Raw genomic sequence first — 18,415 nt, 5'->3', positions numbered from 1 at the left:
AGGCATTTGGATTGAGCATCCTGAAAGGTTGCCGTTCGGATAGCCGGTGGTTGCTCAGCTACAGTGAGCTACCACCGGGAACAGGTTCGTTCTCTCCAGTGCTCCCCCGCTTTGCCCGCGCCCCTGCGGGGCGCGGGCAAAGCGGGGGAGCAACAAGGGGTGGCCTTTGGATCCGGTGGTAGGCCCAAAGCGGCCAACCGACCGGCTATCCGAACGGCAACGCTTCGCGGTGCAAAACCAAAACCTGGACGTGGCAGAACTCGCCCCAGGAACTTATTTTTTAACGCTCCCTAAAATAGCCGGATGAATTTGCTCAAACGCGTGACGGTCATCCCCTCAATGACCCGCATGCGGCACGAAAGCGAAGACCGCTCTTTTTCCTCGCCAGGCCGCTGATACCAAATCTGGCAATTGGTGCAATCAGCATTCCAGCAAAAATCGCCATAGGAAATGCTTTCCATGTTGATGTATTGAAAACAACGCAAAACCGCGTTGTTTTCCGGAACCAACAAGGGGGTTCCCACAACATTGATTTCAATGAGGCGCTCATACGGCTCGAAGAGTTCAGTCGGTGGTGTACCTGCCATGCGAGAAAAACCTGGGTGGATAACGTGTTTGTGCTGAACTGAATGAGATGAAAACGTGAAGTGCGTGTCTGGTTTTACCACTTCCCTGGTCCAATCGCCAAGATTTCTTTTCAGATTCCGATGGTTCAGGCCCATAAGCGCCAGGATAAGGAAAGGAGAGTCGGGTTGAGACACGGAGAAGAAGAGACACGGAGACAGGGAGACAATTTCACGGAGTGTGTCGGCTTGAACAGACTCCGGTTGGGAGCGGAAGAATGAGACTATTGAATGTGTCTCCTTGTCTCCTTGTCTTGGTGTCCCCTTGTCCCTTTGTCCAGGTCGAGTCCTGATGTCTTATCCTGGCGCTTATGTGGTTCAGGCCACACCAGTTATTTCCCGTCAGATGGAATTTGGACACCCTTGTATTCACCAGGAAATGGGTTTGAGCGGCGACGATCAAGCGGATATGGCTGATGAATGGGAACACCCGCCCGAATTAACCCTTCATAGTCATCATAATAGATTGAAATCGTTCCCAGGACACGAACCCGGCGATACCGATCTGTCAGCGCTGCCTGATTTGATTGATATTGCCCAGCGCCAACACCGATTCCTTGAGAGTTGTAAATTCGATCAGAATCCCCGGCTGCCGGGGCGCCAGCTTTTGATTTTTCCTCACCGCGACCATCTTTCCGGTTGGGAATGATGATTTGAGCCCGATCTTCCAGTTGCCAGACCAGCACCCCAAGGACACCGATATTGCGGCGATCCCCTTTTCGTGCCGCCAGGGAATTATCCACGCTGGTAAAATAGAGTTCCCTCCCGCCAGCCAGGGTTTCGCGCCAGATTGAGACGGTGATGGTTCCGTACGGGTCAATCAAATAGGCGGGGTGACTGGCTGAAGCGCGGCCATCTGATGTCAACGAATGCCCATCGGCTGAGGGGATAACACCAACTGCAAATCCATTGTGATTGGTGATTTGAAACACAAACCGCTCTCCGGGTCGCCCTTCAATCCAGCGATAGGCACCATCGTGGTACACCGGTTTTGGGTACCCGTTTGACACAATTTGAACTGAAACATTGGTGCGAGGTGTGACAACCTCGCACCGCAACGGAACTTGTTGGGCTGACACCTGAAGCGAGGCAATGCCAAAACTTCCGCAAACCAGCCATACTGACAACCAGGTAATAAAGCGCATACGTCCCTCCCCTTGCCGTTTTTCATTGTAGAAAGTGTGAGATGATCTGATCAGTTTGGACAGTGTGTGGGAGTATTGTCGTTTGACCCGCTGAATCGTTCCGCCACAACCGGATTAAATCCGTTACAAGCCCCTAAAACCACACAAGCCGCCCAGGTTGAAAACCTGGGCGGCTTGTGTCATTCCTACTTTTCGAGTCAGAAAACTCGATTAGCTTTCTTTTTCTTCTGGGTCGCCCAGGAAGTTCGTCAGTTCTCCAAGGCTCGTCATGGTTTCGTTATTGATGTAGTTTGAAACATCTTCAGGATCGTTTTCGCGACCCACAGCCCGCGCTGAAAGACCGATCTTCTTCTGGCTTTCGTCAAGCTTCAGAATCTTGAACTGAATTTCCTGACCAATGTTGACCACTGATTCAGGTTTATCAACGCGCTGGTCGCTCAGTTCAGAAACGTGGCACAACCCTTCAATGCCGCCTTCCAGTTCCACAAAGGCCCCAAAGCTGGCAAACCGGGTAATTTTTCCAACGACAACATCGCCCGGTTTATGCACCTGGAAGAACCGATCCCAGGCATTGGGTTCGAGATCTTTGATCGAGAGGCTGAGGCGTCGGTTGTTGACATCAATGTTGGTGATCACAGCTTCGACTTGCTGTCCTTTTTTCAGCGCCTCAGACGGATGCTTGATGCGCTTTGTCCAGGACATATCCGACACGTGAACAAGGCCGTCAATCCCATCTTCAATTTCAACGAAGGCACCAAACTCGGTCAGGTTGCGCACCCGGCCAGTGACCTTGGTTCCAATCGCATACCGTTCGGTGACTGAATCCCACGGATTTGGCAGAACTTGCTTCATGCCAAGGCTGATGCGACGTTGTGACTGATCAACTTCGAGAACCACGGCTTCAACATCAGTTCCTGGTGCCACAATCTTCGATGGATGTTTAATCCGCTTGGACCAGCTCATTTCCGAGACGTGGACCAGACCTTCAACACCTTCTTCGAGTTCAATAAAGGCACCATAATCGGTCACTGAAGCGACCTGGCCACGGACGGTATCTCCCTTGTGGTAGCGCTCGTAGACCGTATCCCATGGATCTGGCAACAATTGCTTATAGCCCAGGCTGACTCGGCCTTTGTCACGGTCAAATTTGAGGACTTTGACCTGAATGCTGTCGCCCACCTTGAACACATCGCTCGGTTTCTGAAGACGTCCCCAGGAAATATCCGTGATGTGCAACAACCCATCAATGCCGCCCAGATCAACAAACACACCATAATCGGTGATGTTTTTCACCTGACCCGTCACAATGACATCATCGTCAAGTAACTCTAAGGTATGGTCTTTCTTCTTGGAGGCTTCTTCTTCAAGAACCACCTTGCGAGACAGGACAATGTTGCTGCGCTTTTTGTTGACTTTCAAAATGCGCAGGTCCATTTCGCGGCCCTTCAAGGCATCCAGGTTCCGCACCGGGCGGACATCAACCTGGCTTCCTGGCAAAAAGCCGCTCACACCGCCCAGATCAACACGTAGCCCGCCTTTGATCCGTTCAACCACCCGTCCCTTGACGGTCTGGCCATCGGTATAAGCTTTTTCGATGACATCCCAGACCTGGAGCCGGATGGCATCGGCGCGTGACAGTTCAACATAGCCGTCCATGTTTTCAAACTGTTTGACCATCACATCGACGACATCGCCGGAGGAGACGGTAATGGTGCCATCAGCGTCAGAAAACTCTTCTTTGGGAACAATCCCTTCTGATTTAAAGCCGATGTCAATGATGACACCGCGATCTGAGACTTTAATGACTTTTCCACTGACAACGTCGCCAATGTTGATTGACGAAGCCGAAGCCTGTTCAAAGTCTTTGAGAAGCGCCCCAAAATCAGCATCTTCAGCAGATGAGGAAGAATCGTTGAAGTTGATTTGGTTAACGTTGTTATCGTTGGGTTGGATAGTAGACGTCGCGGCGCCCTTGGCCCCGGACTGGTTTACGTGATCAGCCATGAGTTGAGAATCTCTCTACAGAATTGGAATTGATAAGGGAACTTGAAATCTACACCGCACACCAAAAGTGTGTCAAGTGTGTGGCAGACGTTAACTTGCAACCAATTCACAGAAGAAGAAAATTTTCTGGTGAAAAAAACAAGACGAGGCAGTGAAATCACTGCCTCGTCTTGGTTGGAAACAAATTTTGGAGCGGGAGACGAGATTTGAACTCGCGACTTCAACCTTGGCAAGGTTGCACTCTACCACTGAGTTACTCCCGCATATTTTGAATTTCCCTCTGAAGGCCGCATACGATAGTCCCTCTTTGAAAACTTGTCAACAATTTTTTTTGAGCACCGATCTTGTTGGTCATCTGCATTCAGAATACCGTCAGTTCCTGCTTTTCCCTTGACCTTTTTGGGCGTTCCCCCTTTAAAATAGCCCTCTTCTCTATCATCGTTTCTCCCAATTCAGCCCCCAATTCTTTCAAGGAGCCTCACCCATGCAGTATCTACTGGATTTTCTGCTTGACCCTTCGCTGTATGCCTCAACGCTTCGGCTTTCAACGCCGTTGATCCTGGCCGCGCTGGGTGGTCTCTTTTCAGAACGTGTCGGGGTGATCAACATGGCGCTGGAAGGTATTATGCTGGCCGGCGCCTTTACCGCCGCCGCAGTAACCTATACCACCCAAAACCCCTGGATTGGCTTTCTCTCGGCGATTTTGGCGGGACTGGCGGTGGCCGGATTGCATGCCTTTTGCTGTATCAAGTGCCGGGCCGACCAGGTTGTGGTCGGAGCCGCGATCAATATTTTAATGCTTGGCATCCCAGCCCTGCTTTCCGGGGCGCTTTTTGCTTCCAGTGGATCAACTCCATCCCTGCCGAAGGAATTGACCCTTCCCTACACCCCCATCGTGATTGCGCTGGCGGCAGTTCCGATCACCTACTATGTCCTCTTTTACACCAGCTTTGGCCTTCGGTTGCGGGCGGTTGGGGAAACACCTCAGGCCGCAGATACCGCCGGGGTGAATGTGGACTGGATGCGGTACCAGGGGGTTCTTATTTCAGGAATTCTGGCTGCCATCGGCGGAATTTATCTCTCAATTGGCCAAAACTCGCTCTATACCCGCAACATGACCTCCGGGCGTGGCTACATTGCCCTCGCGGCTTTGATTTTTGGAAACTGGATGCCGACCCGCGTGCTGGTCGCCTGCCTGTTGTTTGGGTTTACGGATGCCATTCAAATCCGCCTGCAAGGAATCAAGCTTGGCGGAGTTATCGTGCCGACCCAGTTTATCCAAATGATTCCCTATGTCGTCACGATGATTTTTCTGGCTGGATTTGTCGGTAAAGCCCTACCTCCAAAAGCGTTGGGGACTCCTTATGTGAAGGAACGCCGGTAGCAGGCTGGAATTGGAAGTTTTTCAGGGTTCCGGTTCGGGGTTTTCGAATACAGATCACCCCTATCACCCTGTCACCCTGTCACCTTGTCACCTGTCACTCGGTCATCCTGTCACCTTGTCACCTTGTCACTTGGTCATCTTGTCACCACCTCAAACTCAGGGTTAAGTACCTTACCGAAAATTTCCAGACATTTTGAACCACGAAACACACGAAATACACGAAAAGAATCAAATACTTACCAAATCCAGTATCTCAGGAAATTTATGACAAGGTGCTTAACTCCCGCGCTTGCACACCTTTGCCTTGATCAGGTTTTCGGCTATAGTGTGCGTTCTTTATCCACACTCCTTTACATTCACTTTATATCAACCAGAGGAAGTTATACGCTGTGAGAGCCTGTATTTTGACCTACGGGTGTCAAATGAACGAATATGACACCCATGCAATTCAATCCCAACTGGCCGGGATTGGATACTCTTTTGTAGATGACATTAAAGATGCCGATCTGGTATTGCTCAATACCTGTGCCGTGCGTGGCAAGCCGGTGGACAAAGTCCGCTCGATGCTCGGGGTCTTACGCCGCGAAAAACGGTCACGAAAGGTGACGGTCGGATTGATGGGGTGCCTGGCACAACTCCCCGAAGGCCAGCGAATGGGCACCGAATATGGCGTGGAGATTATGCTTGGACCAGGAGCAATTACCGAAATCGTCCCGGCGATTGAAAAAGGCAAGGTTCAGGATTTTGAATTCAAATCTGAATTAAACTTCTACATGCCGCCGCCGCCTCAGGATACCCTCTCAGCCCACGTGACCATCATGCGCGGTTGTGATCACAAATGTACCTATTGCATTGTTCCGACCACGCGCGGCCCGGAGGTTTCTCGACCGGCGGATGATATCCTGCGCGAAGTCGAAGCATTGCGCGATGCTGGCATCCTCGAAGTCAGCCTGCTTGGGCAAAATGTCAATAGTTATGGGTTGGAAAATGGCCTCGGTGGGAAACGCCGACAACTGGACGGATTTCCTTCATTTGCGGAGTTGCTGCGTCGGGTTGGGCAAGTTGGGATTCCACGGGTCCGGTTCATCACCAGTCACCCAATGAATTTCTCAGACGACTTGATTTATGCGATTGCTGAAACGCCATCGGTCTGTCGGTTTATCCATTTGCCGGTCCAGTCGGGTTCGAATCGAATCCTGCGGCGAATGGCTCGTGAATACACCCGTGAATTTTATCTTGAGCGCATTGCCCTGATGCGCAAGTTGTTGCCGGATATGGTGATTTCGACAGATATGATTGTCGGATTCCCCGGTGAAACCGAAGAAGATTTTCAGGAAACACTCTCGCTTTATGATGAAGTGGGCTATGACATGGCCTATATGTTTATCTACTCTGAGCGCGAGGGCACCCCGGCAGCCCGCCACTTTGAGGATATGCCTCAACGAGTCAAATCTGAACGAATCATGCGACTGGTGGATAAACAAAAAGACTGGAGTCTCAGGCGATATCGTGAGTGGATTGGCCGGGAAGTCGAAGTCCTGGTCAAAGGCGATGCATTCCAGGAAGAAGAATTTGTCCAGGGCCATACGCGCGGCAATCACGTGATGATGGTTTCGCGCCAGATTGCCTCACGACCTGGGATCTACCGGGTACAGGTCACCCATGCGACTCCGCACCGCCTGTATGCCGAAGCCGCACCACGAGACTCAATCGAATCCTGGCTCGGATCAGAAATGGTGTGCCCCAGCTAATGATTGAGGGGTCAGGGTTCCGGTACAGATAACAGGTTGACTTGAAAACACATAGCATCCCACCACTCTCATAAGGTGGTATTTCCAAAATCGAAAACCCAGGTTCTTGTCATCTCACAGAACCTGGGTTTTGTTCTTTCAGAAAACTGAACTTTCTTAACCTCTGAACCCTGAACCCTCAGTTGCCCATTCCTGATATCCCCTTAAACGTCTTCAGGCTTTTGATGCTGCGTGATATAAATGAGGCGACCTTCCAGTGTCTTAATTTCAATCATTTCAATGGAGTATTCATATGAGTCAACCAGCAAAAGAGTTAGCTGCAGCCGTTCCCGCACTTACCATGCTGACCGATGAAGAACAGCTTTTCCGGTCGAGTATTGCCGACTTTGCCAAAGAAAAAGTCTGGCCCAAGGTGGCTGAAATGGATCGAGCTGCAGTTTATGATAGATCCCTGATCAAGGAATATTTTGATCTGGGCATTATGGGAATCGAAGTCCCAACTGAGTACGGCGGCGCTGGCGGAACTTTTTTTATGTCAGTGCTGGCGGTTGAGGAAATGTCTCGGGTTGATGGTTCAACCGGCGTGCTGGTGGATGTCCAAAACACGCTGGTCAACAATGCGGTACTCCGATGGGGTTCACCTGAGCAGAAGAAAAAATATTTTCCCCGCCTGTGTGGCGATACCGTTGCCTCCTATGCGTTGTCAGAAGCCGGTTCTGGTAGCGATGCGTTTGCCCTCGCCTGCCGGGCCGTGGACAAAGGTGACCACTATAGCCTGACGGGCCAAAAACTGTGGATTACCAATGCGGCTGAAGCTGGATTTTATATTGTGTTTGCCAATATCAACCCGGAATTGGGCTACAAAGGTATCACAGCGTTTATTGTTGAGCGTGATTTCCCTGGCTTTTCGGTTGGCAAAAAGGAAGACAAACTTGGCATCCGGGCTTCGTCAACCTGTGAACTGATTTTGGAAGACTGCCGTGTTCCAAAAGAAAATGTGTTGGGTGAAGTTGGCAAGGGCTACAAAGTCGCGATTGAAACACTCAATGAAGGCCGAATCGGCATTGGCGCCCAAATGGTGGGTGTGGCTGCCGGGTCACTCGAACACGGCATGAAATATGCCAAAGAACGGAAACAGTTTGGGAAGCGTATTGCCGATTTCCAAGCCATTCAGTTCCAGATTGCCGAACTTGCGACCGATGTCGAAGCCGCTCGATTGCTGGTCTATAACGCCGCCCGGTTGCGCGATGCCGGCCAGCCGTTTTTGAAAGAAGCCGCGATGTGCAAGTATTTCACATCCCAGGTGGCAGAACGCGTGACCTCGCAGGTTATTGAAATTTTTGGCGGTTATGGCTACACCAAGGAATATCCGGTCGAAAAATATTTCCGTGATTCAAAGATCGGAAAGATTTATGAAGGAACTTCCTTTATGCAACTCCAGACCATCGCCAAACTCTTGCTGACGGATTAGTTTTTAGGTCATCAGGCGAATCGTTTTCGGGCTCAGGACTTGTTGTTCACTTCCATACTCAATGACTTCTGCCCTGAGCTTGCGAATCTTCAGTCCTCAGCCCGAAAACCTTCAGCCCGTTGTTTTCAGCCCCAAATCACCCCAAAGGAGGCCACTGTGCAATCGTTTTCATCAACTGACTTTGGAGCGACACCCTCGTCGCTTTCAACCGAATCGAAAAATGCCCAATTTCGGTGGTTGATTATTGCAACACTGTTGACAGTGGCCTTGAGTCTGATTCCCTATGCAGACATCCTGGTCTATCCAATTCGACTCTTTGTGACGCTCATTCATGAATCAGGTCATGCCCTGGCAACCGTGCTGACCTTTGGGGATGTGAAAGGGCTGACCGTTTCGCCAGATGAAAGTGGCCTGACCTGGTCCCAAGGCGGATTCCGCCCACTCATCACCAGTGCCGGCTACCTGGGCTCAATGCTTTTTGGGGCTGGACTCCTGCTTCTGGCTCAACGTGAGTCCCACGCTCGCAACATTTTATATGCTTGTGGCGCGCTTGTATTTGGAGTGACGTTCTTTTTCGTGAACGGAAGCGCATCGTGGCTGGTTTTTTTGGTTCTGGCGTTAGCAGTTACCCTGTGGATTGCCGCCTCTCGCCCAGGATTTGGAAAAATTGCCCGGTTTGGGCTGGGTGGTGCCAGCCTGGCACTGATTTTGATGCTGATTGCCTTTTGGACCGTGACCGGAACGCTTTTTAGTTGGGCAGTCGGTTTGTTTTTAGGAACCGCCTTTTTGGTGTTAGGAAATGTTTGCCGCCCGGCTATGGCTCATTTTTTGGTTAACTTCCTGGCAGTTCAGTGCTGCCTCAATGCGCTGGTTGATCTCAAAGTTCTCTTCCTGTTATCAACCACCACATTGCAACATTCTGATGCGGTCAACATGCAGCAAATGACTGGAATACCTGCCGTTTTCTGGGCGATTGTCTGGGGTATTATGGCACTTGGTATTCTGATTTTGGTGCTGTGGATGATTCAGTATCGCGGCTCAAAGACAAGTTGATTGCTAAACCTCAACCACAACGTTTCTTCCAACAGAAAAAGCCTCCGAACCACTCGGAGGCTTTATTCTTTGATCTGGTCATCTCAATGGTCAGGCTTACAGTTTCTTCAACAGTGCTTTTGCTTCACGTTTATAGCCAGCGTCTTCGCGCTCATGGTTTTTGGAAGGCGGGGCATTGATAATCCACTCAAGATGTTCGCGGGCTTTTTTCTTCTCGCGCATCGAGATATAGGTTTCGGCAATATAGAGATGGTTCAAATAAAATTTCGGCCCAAATTCGAGAGCCGTTTCAAGGCATTCAATGGATTTGCGGTTGTCACCAATTGAGATTGGCCAGCTTGGGACCTTGTTGTATAACCGGCCAAGAACCCGCCAGGGCCCACCATAAAAATAGCGCTCATCCACTTCAAGTGCCCGTTCCATACAGGCTTGAATCGGTTTAATTAACTCCAGGCTTTTTAAAACACCTTTTTCAGCCCCATACAGTCCGTAATTCACTCCGAGCCAGAAATTGGCTTCAAGTGAATTTTCATTCAGTTCAACCCCTTGCTCGCCGTATTCAACCCCTTGCTGATACAACTCCAGTTTTTCGCTGGCTGGTGCGACCTCACCTCGCCAGTAATAGATTTCCGATAAAAGCCCGAGGGCCCAGTCACAGTTGGGATCTTTTTCCACCAACTCAACAAGTGCGTCTTCAGCCAGGTCCAGGTTTTCCTCGACCACCTCACGCTGATCAATCAATTTGCGCACTTTTGTAAAAACAGTTTTGTGCTTCATTGCTTTGTCCTATTGAAAAATCAAAATACCCGCGCCGGGTGCAGACTATGCTCTACCAGGGATGATGACGACTTTATTGAGAAGGATAGCCAGTTCCCTTGTCAAGGCCGAAATGGGGAGAGCAGATAGTCAGTTCCCGCGCGGTGACAGTCCACACAGAGTCGAACCCCGCGCCCATAAAAAACTGAGCCATTCGTACCATCAAAAGTTTCATAATAGAGCCATTCTTTTCCATTCTGTTTGCTCTTTTTCTTCACTTTGACCATCACAGCATAGCCAACCACCGTCTCGGTTCCGCTGAAATAAAGTTCCTTCACCATGGCCGCATTTTTCCTGAATTTGGTTTTCCCAGCACGTAAATCCTCAGTTAGAATCGAATTAAAGTAAGTTCGGACGTTTCCACCGTGTGGTCCTGATGACGGGTGGACTTCAGGCTCGGCAACAAATTCAGCTTTGTATTTCTCTGACTTGAGCCAGTTTAACAACTCATCTTTTGATGTGATTGGCGGGACAGAATCCGCGGTAGCATTGGTGAACGGAGGAAGTTTTCCAGCTTCAGAATGCACACTGATGGTTGTCACCAGCATCCAAAGAGCAACCACAATACTGCATTGAACTTGTTTTCGACGCATATCTACAACTCCTTATTCAAAGTTTTGGAAAAATAAACTGGGGTTAATTTAGTAAAACGGTGTTGCTTCAGCTTCCAGGGCTTCGGCTATGATAGAGAGTTCTCTTTTCCGACCACTTTGGGATTGGTGAAGACTGGGAGTACCACCATCATCTCTCTTTATCTCCCTGGCTGTAAACCTCGGATAGCTTCCCGATCTCACGTTCACAGTGCTATGGAGTAAAAGGTTCATTCAACTGGTCTTGGGAAGAAAGACCCAGGGTCATAGCCCAAGGGAAAATTTCAAGAAAATGTAAAACATTGCACGAAACTTGTCTGGAAAGGTCGACGTAGAAGGCTCACGACTCACACTCCAAACAGTCTTCACATCATCCAAAAAATTCAATAATCGAGAGGCAGTCACAATGGCATTAAGTCGTTCCAAGAAAATTCTTGTCATCGGGGGGATTGTGGTTCTCCTTGGCGGAATCACCGCCGCCAGTGTTCTCAGTCGGAACCGAAACGCAGTTCCCGTTCAATTTGATACCGTCAAACGATTTGAAATACTTGAATCAAAGGTTTCTGCCTCTGGCGAAATTCGCCCCAAAGAGCTGTATAACCTGACGGCGGAAGTTTCAGGCCGGGTTACTTCAATTAAGGTGACCGAAGGTCAACTGGTCAAAAAAGATCAGCCGTTGATTGAAGTTGACCCCACCCAGCAGGCCACGGCCAAAGCCAGTGCTGAAGCCAACTTCCAGGCCGCGATTCAAGAAAAACTCCAGGTTCAACAACAACTCTTCAGCGCTGAGAACAACGTCAATCAAACCAAAAATCTGCTGGCCGGCGCCCAGGCTGACCTGCGTCGGGCACGAGCAACCCAGGATCTCAACCAGAAGGAACTCAACAACCTTTCAAAACTGATTGAGTCAGGCATTGTTTCCAAGATCGAAATTGACCGGGCGAGCGCCAATTTGGAAACTGCCAAAGCTGGGGTTGAAGCTCAAGAAGAACAGGTCAAACGGCTCCAAACTCAGGTCAAAGATGCTGAAATCAGTGTTGATCGCATGAAAGCCGCCCTGGCTGGAAGCGAGCAACGTGAAAAGTCATCCAAAGCCAACCTCGATAGTGCGAATGATATTTTGAACAAAACCATCAAACTGGCCCCGATTGATGGAGTGGTGGCCAGCCTTCCGGTCCGGGTTGGTGAATTTGCGCTGGCCAACCTGAGCAGCACCCCGCTGATGACCATTGCCGATATGTCAGAAATCTTTGTCGAAGTCAAAGTTGATGAAACGGACATCGCCAATGTGAAAGCCCAACCACAACAGTCAGCCAAAGTCAAAGTTGATGCGCTGAATAACATTGAGATTGACGGATTTGTGGTCGAAGTTGGCCAAAGCGCCATTACCCGAACGGGTCAGACTATTGCTTCCAACGTCACGTCACAGGAAGCCAAAGATTTCAAAGTCAAAATCAAATTGAATCCATCACCTGAAGTGCGTGATCGCCTCCGGCCTGGGATGTCAGCCACAGCGGTCATTACCACCACAACGCGCCAAAATGTGGTTGCCATTCCTTTGCAGGCACTTGTCAGCCGCGACAAAAATGATGATGGCAAAGGAACGACACCAGCCCCGGAAGCTGACAAACCAGCCGGCCCCGTCAAAGTCAAACGTGAAGAAATCCCTGGGGTCTACATTGATGACAATGGAAAAGCCAAGTTCGTGGCCGTCAAAACCGGAATTACGGGTGAGACCGACATTGAAATCACGGAAGGCTTAAAAGAAGGTCAGCGCATTGTTATTGGGCCAAACCGCCAGCTTCGAACCTTGAAAGATGGGACACAGATCGTCAAGGAAGAAACCAAACCGGAAAATACCGAGAAGAAATAAGCTGAGAGGGTAGACAAGTTTGTCTTCCCTCTTTACCATCACTTCCGCCTGACTCCTGATCCAGAAAAACTATGTCAACAACAATGATGATGGAAGCCACTGATACCCAGCACAACAACCATACGCCAATAACACCAGCTCCAGATACAATCATCCAAACGGTTGACTTGTGGAAGACCTATCGGATGGGTGACGAAACGATTCACGCCTTACACGGCGTCAGTTTTGAAATCAAACGCAATGAGTACATTGCCATTGTTGGTCCATCCGGGTCAGGAAAATCAACCTTGATGAACCTGATTGGCTGTCTTGATACCCCTTCAAAAGGTGAATACTGGCTGAACGGAAAGCTCGTTTCCCAAATGGATGATGACGAACTGGCTCACATCCGCAACAAGGAAATCGGGTTTGTGTTTCAGACATTTAACCTGCTGCCCCGAGCCACAGCCCTCCATAACGTTGAACTGCCGTTGATTTATAACGGCACCCCATCAGCAGCCCGAACTGCCCGGGCGAAAGAAGCGCTTGAACAGGTTGATCTTGGCCACCGCATGCACCACAAACCAAATGAACTTTCAGGTGGTCAGCGGCAACGGGTTGCGATTGCACGCGCTCTGGTCAATAACCCATCCATCATTCTGGCTGATGAACCAACCGGAAACCTGGATTCTCAAACCAGCCAGGAAATCATGGGGTTGCTTGATACGCTGCATCAGCGAGGCAACACCATTATTCTGGTAACCCACGAACCTGACATTGCCGCTCACGCGCATCGCATGCTCTCGATTCGCGATGGACGGATTGAAAAGGATATTCGCAACCGGTGAGGCCATGGCACAAACCTCGCAACCGTACGACCCCTCGCAGACTTTCATTGGACCATTTGCCCACGAACGAATTGAGTTCATCATCCCAAGCGTGATTGACCACATGCATGGGGTGTTGAACTATCTCGTGGAACGAACTGTGGCCTATGGTCTCGTTGATCCCAGTTCAAACCTGTTCGTCGCCCTTGACGAAGCCATTGCCAACGGTATCAAACACGGTAATAAAAGTGACCCCTCCAAACTGGTCACGATTGTGGTGGAATTAACCCCTTCTGAAGCCACCTTCACCATTACCGACGAAGGCGATGGATTTGACCTGACCACACTCCCTGACCCAACTGATCCAGACTATATTATGCGGCCATGTGGTCGTGGCGTGATGTTGATCTATCACTTGATGGATGAAGTCCGCTACAATACGCGCGGCAATCAGGTGGTCATGGTCAAACGCCCCGAACCATTGAGCTAGACGCCGTCGAACCGCACATCCGCTGCGCGTTCCCAGTTCTGGTTCCGCATGGCTCCAGGGTTTCTGATACGGACCTGACCGCTTCAACGACTACCTCATTCAATATCGTCAGGTTCCGACTGGATCGGAATTTTTTGCATTTCCACATCTTTCCTGCAACACCTACAACTCATGGGTCAACAAGCGATTTTGGAACCGCTCTCAACCGGTGATTTGATTGATCGCTCCATTCAGATTTACCGGCAGAATTTCAGCGCCTTGCTGGCTGTGGTAGCCATTCCTGGATTGGTTACCTACACTGGAAGCCTGCTGGTCACATTGGCGACCGCTAAACTATCCGCCGGGGGAAGTCAGGCATTTCTGGCAATACTTTTATTTGGGTTTGGCTATTTTTTGGCGCTCGTGGTGGGGCCGATCTTGAATCTGCTGGCAGTAGGCGGGCTTTCACGCACCGTCGCTGATTACGTCATGCTCGATATTCCAATCAGCTTTCGAACCACGCTGGCTATGATTCGGGGACGATTTGGGACACTCCTCGGAGGACAACTCCTCGGAATGTTAATTGCGGCTGGTTTGTTTAGCGTGCTTGGATTTGCCTTTTATTTTCTGCTGATCGTCATTGGCGTCATGGTTGCGGTTTCCAGAATGACCGGTCCGATGATGGCCATCCTGTTGATCCCGCTTTTGCTGGCAGCCGCCGTCGGTTTTGCGCTGGCGTACTGTGCCATTTACACCCGACTGATCTTTATTCCCTGCTCAATTATGATTGAAGGCCAGAATGCCACATCTTCAATCACCCGCAGCTTTCAACTTGGGAAAGGCAATACCTGGCGACTTGCCCAGATCTATTTGTTTGATTTTGCGATTGCGATTGCGATTTTTTCAGCCCTGGGAATCCCGCTCAGTTTATATGGATACTTCAGCGGCGCACTCGACGACCCAACCAATTTGCCGGGATGGCTGGCAATTGCCTATAGCACCGTGGATCAACTTTCCAAATTGTTGACGATCCCCATTTCTGCTACTGCTTATTGCCTGCTCTATTTTGATAGCCGGGTTCGTCAGGAAGGCTATGACGTCGAGTTACTTTTGAGCCAGATGCCTCTGCCGGTTCAACCTCCCTCTGCCCCACCGTCACCCCAATGGGGGCAGCATCTTTCACCTGGATTTGCAGGAAACTCACCACCTGGTCCACCACCAGGGAGCATTCTGGGCCTCTAATCAGTTGTAGCTCTTTTGACTTGCAGTAACACTTTGAAATGGTCGCCAAGCCCACCCGGAATCAAAAAATGCTTGAGCGCCAGTCGTTCCTGCAGCGAATCCAGGGTGTTATTGGCGTCAAGACAGAGTGTTTCGAGCTTTTCGAGTAATCCCAACGAAATTAAAAAATCGCCCTGCCGGTCAAACCGTCTGGTTTGCAGTCCAATCCTCTGTCCCGCAGTTATCAACGCTGAGAAATTGACATCAGCCGTGATGTCCTGGTCGCCAATCCGACTGAAAAAATCGGTATTGACCCGGTGCTGAAAAAAACATCGTGCCGTACCGTATCTTTCTTCAGGTAAATGGTCGCTCAGGTCCCCGTAATCAATGGTCAGAATTGCCCCGTAGCGAAGAGAACTGGCCACCGTGGTCAGCCAGTCACCGGCTTCAAAACAGATTTCCCACTTGTGCCCTTCATACAGAGGCATTCCAGTCTGTTGAAGATAGCCCTGAACCTTTTCTGGGGACGCGGGTTCTTTCCAAACCGGGACCAGGTTTTTGTCACGCGCACCAACCCAGCATTCTTCAATTTGCCCCCGTCGCAGCCGAAACCGATGAAAGGATAAGGCGTCAACAAACTCATTTGCTAAAACAAAGGCGGCTGGTACAGGCTCAATCTGATCAATCCATCGCACTTTTCCGCTGAAGGAAGCCAGCATCTCGTGCTGAGCCTGACGAAGCACTGGACTTCGATCACAAATCACATACGTCAGAAGTTGGAAAAACTCAGGGTAACTCGTTTCCAGTGTGGTTAAGACATCACTGGCCAGTCGGCCCGTTCCAGCCCCAAACTCAAGAATGGAAAATGGGTGCGGGGCACCCAATTCCTGCCAGCTCAGCCATATTTGTTTGGCAATCAATTCTCCAAAAAAACGTGACACACTGCTGCTGGTGAAATAGTCTCCCTTGCGGCCAATTCGATCAGGTTTTGTCGTGTAGTAGCCAAACTCCTCGTCATACAGTGCCACCTCCATAAAGTCGCGAAAGGGTATCTCACCTTCAGTTTTGATTCGCTGATGGAGTTTGGCTTCAAGTGGCGTCACTTGAGCACCTCAATCGCCCGATTGAGTGCCGCCGCCAGTTGATCAACTGCCTGACGGGCTTCTTCGGGTCGTTTTTGGTTGAGAGCGTGTCGAATACCAGAAAAAACTTCGGCGCCATATCCGGAATAAACACCCGGCGAGTACACCAGATGTCGGAACCAGGGTCGTCCAGGAAGCCCCTTTTCATCCGTGAGGGCGCGTTCAAACTGCCGACGGACTCGATTGCGGACAGCCAGCGTGGTCGGCGTATCTCCGCTTCGCTCAAAAGCTTCAGCTTTCAAAACAAGTTGAGTCGCAGCCAGGTTGAGCTGGGTAAACTCTGGTTTTCCCGGAGTTTCTTTCAAGCTCTTCTCAAGATCAAAACACAACCGAAGCAGCTCGTGGGCATATTCACTCAGATTGAGTTGAATTGCCGGTGAATCCGCCAGCCGATAGGCCACCAGCGACCACATGCGGGCCATGGTTGCGTGCCGGGTAAAGCCTGGATCACCGAATTTTTCCATCCAGAAAAAACTGTCATAGGTCGAATGATAGACGCCATATGGCCCGCCCATCCCCATATCAGCCGCTGGAATCCCAAGATGGTTGAGGAATGGCACAAAATCTGACCCACCACCCAACTGCCCAATTCCAATTTCAATTGCGTCAGGATTGCGGGCAATCCAGCTTCCGTGCAGGGTTTGCTTGCCGTCGGCATCAAGAACAACCCGCGATGCACCTCGCAACAGCGGCCAAAGACTTGGGACGGCGCTACTTCCAAAATTTCCCCCGCACACCGCCACATCAACATTCAAATAAGCAATCGCTTTCTCTTTGAGCACCGCTGCATTGTCTTCCGCCCATTCGGTCGAACCTATCAAGCCAAATTCTTCGCCATCCCAGCTACACAGCTTGAGTGTCCGGTGAGGTTGCCAGCCTTGTTTGAGCAGTTCCCCAAAAGATCGGGCAACTTCAAGCAGGGCGGTCGAACCACTTGAGGGATCAACCGCACCATACACCCAGGCATCCCGGTGATTCCCGAGCAATACCCATTCGTCCGGCTGGCTTTTCCCCGCAATCGTGCCAATCACATTCCAGATTTTGCGCGACTTGTACTCCATCTGGAGTTTGAGATGGACTTTGGTTGGGCCAGGGCCAGTTCGATATGGAATCGGAAGTCCTCCCTGCCACCCTTCAGGAACCGCCTGACCACCCAGATTCTCTAAAATTGGGAGTGCATCCCGATAAGAAAGTGGCTGAACTGGAATTCGCGGCAGGTTCTTTGCTTCGGCAGGCTTGATGCGTGTTGCATTCTTTGTGGCAGCAACACCAGGCGTCAACGGGTCACCCGGATAGTTGAAAATGTAATTAATGCTGCCCCGTTGAACACAGGTATCCGGACGGAAAGGACCATTTGGAAAGGTTTCTCCGCGGACAAAGCCATCATCTTTGGGATCTGAGAAAATCAAAACCCCAGCGGCGCCGTGTTCTTCAGCCACTTTGGCTTTTACGCCACGATACGCCGCACCATAGCGAACCAGAATGATTTTCCCTTTGACATCAACACCCAACCGTTGCAGGGCAGCAAAATCCTGGGGCAATCCATAATTGGCATACACGACTTCAGCGGTGACATCGCCCGAGGGTGAATAGGCCGAATAAGTCGGCACGGAGCGAGGGGTTTGGGAATCCAGGTCTTCCACCTGAACCGGCTCGGTTAAAGAGGCCGTGAATTTTACCGGTGCCACAATTTCGACCAGACGGGATTTCGGATAGGGCATCCAGGCTTCATATTCAACCAGTTCGGCCTGCAATCCGGCTTTGCGAAATTCTTCCTGGGTAAATCGCGCGGTTTCGTAGTCTTCGGGTGTGCCGGCCAGATGGGGTTTTGCCGTGTAGGCACGCAATGTTGTTCGCGCCCGTTCAGGGGATGGAACAGCCAGTAGCTTTTTTTCAAGCTCGGTTAATTGTGGTTCCTGGTGCAAATCACCGAGTGACTGAGCCAGCAAAACTCCCGGTTGGAAAGCAATCCACCCGGCCAGGAAGATGAGAAATCCTCTCACCAGCCATTTCTTTGAAAAACGGGGCACATATGTCCTGTGGCTGACAACCATGGGCGAAAACTCC

The 18,415-nt window shown here is 50.5% G+C and carries 15 protein-coding genes and 1 tRNA gene; 8 read left to right on the top strand and 8 right to left on the bottom strand.

Translation table 11 applies throughout. The annotated features are described in order from the left end of the window. Positions 1-290: 290 nt before the first annotated feature. The 4 genes from HY774_13995 to HY774_13980 all read right to left on the bottom strand — a co-directional run bounded on the left by HY774_13995 (position 291) and on the right by HY774_13980 (position 4,035). Positions 291-587: a hypothetical protein gene (locus tag HY774_13995; GenBank protein ID MBI4749595.1), complete on the bottom strand. Its 297-nt coding sequence runs from the start codon at positions 585-587 to the stop codon at positions 291-293. A gap of 368 nt (positions 588-955) precedes the next feature. Further along, positions 956-1,768 carry a hypothetical protein gene (locus HY774_13990; GenBank protein ID MBI4749594.1) on the bottom strand — a complete coding sequence of 271 codons (813 nt, stop codon included), beginning with the start codon at positions 1,766-1,768 and terminating at the stop codon, positions 956-958. A 210-nt stretch (positions 1,769-1,978) separates the two neighbouring features. Beyond that, positions 1,979-3,772, bottom strand: a complete 1,794-nt coding sequence (locus HY774_13985) for a 30S ribosomal protein S1 (GenBank protein ID MBI4749593.1) — start codon at positions 3,770-3,772, stop codon at positions 1,979-1,981. 188 nt (positions 3,773-3,960) lie between these two features. Further along, a tRNA-Gly gene (locus HY774_13980) sits at positions 3,961-4,035 on the bottom strand. A 221-nt stretch (positions 4,036-4,256) separates the two neighbouring features. Between HY774_13980 and HY774_13975 the strand changes: the two genes are divergently transcribed. The 4 genes from HY774_13975 (at position 4,257) to HY774_13960 (ending at position 9,431) form a co-directional block, all read left to right on the top strand. Beyond that, on the top strand, positions 4,257-5,156 hold the full coding sequence (locus HY774_13975) for an ABC transporter permease (protein MBI4749592.1): 900 nt from the start codon (positions 4,257-4,259) through the stop codon (positions 5,154-5,156). Positions 5,157-5,545: 389 nt separating this feature from the next. Next, positions 5,546-6,907 (top strand): tRNA (N6-isopentenyl adenosine(37)-C2)-methylthiotransferase MiaB, encoded by a 1,362-nt coding sequence (miaB, locus tag HY774_13970; protein MBI4749591.1) that lies wholly within the window; start codon positions 5,546-5,548, stop codon positions 6,905-6,907. A gap of 292 nt (positions 6,908-7,199) precedes the next feature. Then, the gene (locus HY774_13965) at positions 7,200-8,378 is read left to right on the top strand and encodes an acyl-CoA dehydrogenase (GenBank protein ID MBI4749590.1); all 1,179 of its coding nucleotides are present in this window, start codon (positions 7,200-7,202) and stop codon (positions 8,376-8,378) included. A gap of 156 nt (positions 8,379-8,534) precedes the next feature. Beyond that, positions 8,535-9,431: a M50 family metallopeptidase gene (locus HY774_13960; protein ID MBI4749589.1), complete on the top strand. Its 897-nt coding sequence runs from the start codon at positions 8,535-8,537 to the stop codon at positions 9,429-9,431. A 96-nt stretch (positions 9,432-9,527) separates the two neighbouring features. Here the strand turns inward: HY774_13960 and HY774_13955 are convergent, their stop codons facing one another. Further along, a complete protein-coding gene (locus HY774_13955) occupies positions 9,528-10,208 on the bottom strand; it encodes a hypothetical protein (GenBank protein MBI4749588.1) in 681 nt (226 codons plus the stop codon). Between the two features lie 101 nt (positions 10,209-10,309). Then, positions 10,310-10,840: a hypothetical protein gene (locus HY774_13950; protein MBI4749587.1), complete on the bottom strand. Its 531-nt coding sequence runs from the start codon at positions 10,838-10,840 to the stop codon at positions 10,310-10,312. Between the two features lie 403 nt (positions 10,841-11,243). Here HY774_13950 and HY774_13945 point away from each other — a divergent pair, with 403 nt between their 5' ends. The 4 genes from HY774_13945 (at position 11,244) to HY774_13930 (ending at position 15,227) form a co-directional block, all read left to right on the top strand. Further along, positions 11,244-12,710 (top strand): HlyD family secretion protein, encoded by a 1,467-nt coding sequence (locus tag HY774_13945; protein MBI4749586.1) that lies wholly within the window; start codon positions 11,244-11,246, stop codon positions 12,708-12,710. Between the two features lie 149 nt (positions 12,711-12,859). Next, positions 12,860-13,537 (top strand): ABC transporter ATP-binding protein, encoded by a 678-nt coding sequence (locus HY774_13940; protein MBI4749585.1) that lies wholly within the window; start codon positions 12,860-12,862, stop codon positions 13,535-13,537. Positions 13,538-13,541: 4 nt separating this feature from the next. After that, the gene (locus tag HY774_13935; protein MBI4749584.1) at positions 13,542-14,006 is read left to right on the top strand and encodes an ATP-binding protein; all 465 of its coding nucleotides are present in this window, start codon (positions 13,542-13,544) and stop codon (positions 14,004-14,006) included. A gap of 171 nt (positions 14,007-14,177) precedes the next feature. Further along, positions 14,178-15,227, top strand: a complete 1,050-nt coding sequence (locus tag HY774_13930; protein MBI4749583.1) for a hypothetical protein — start codon at positions 14,178-14,180, stop codon at positions 15,225-15,227. Here HY774_13930 and HY774_13925 read toward each other — a convergent pair. After that, positions 15,224-16,309 (bottom strand): SAM-dependent methyltransferase, encoded by a 1,086-nt coding sequence (locus HY774_13925; GenBank protein MBI4749582.1) that lies wholly within the window; start codon positions 16,307-16,309, stop codon positions 15,224-15,226. The two genes, HY774_13930 and HY774_13925, sit on opposite strands and share 4 nt — an antisense overlap. Beyond that, positions 16,306-18,378 carry a M28 family metallopeptidase gene (locus HY774_13920; protein ID MBI4749581.1) on the bottom strand — a complete coding sequence of 691 codons (2,073 nt, stop codon included), beginning with the start codon at positions 18,376-18,378 and terminating at the stop codon, positions 16,306-16,308. Before HY774_13920 ends, HY774_13925 begins: the two co-directional genes overlap by 4 nt. Positions 18,379-18,415 lie beyond the last annotated feature (37 nt).

The organism is Acidobacteriota bacterium, assembly GCA_016208495.1.
Lineage (GTDB): Bacteria > Acidobacteriota > Blastocatellia > Chloracidobacteriales > Chloracidobacteriaceae > JACQXX01.
Note: the sequence above shows the minus strand (reverse complement) of the source record. Positions and strands in the feature narration are given on the sequence as shown.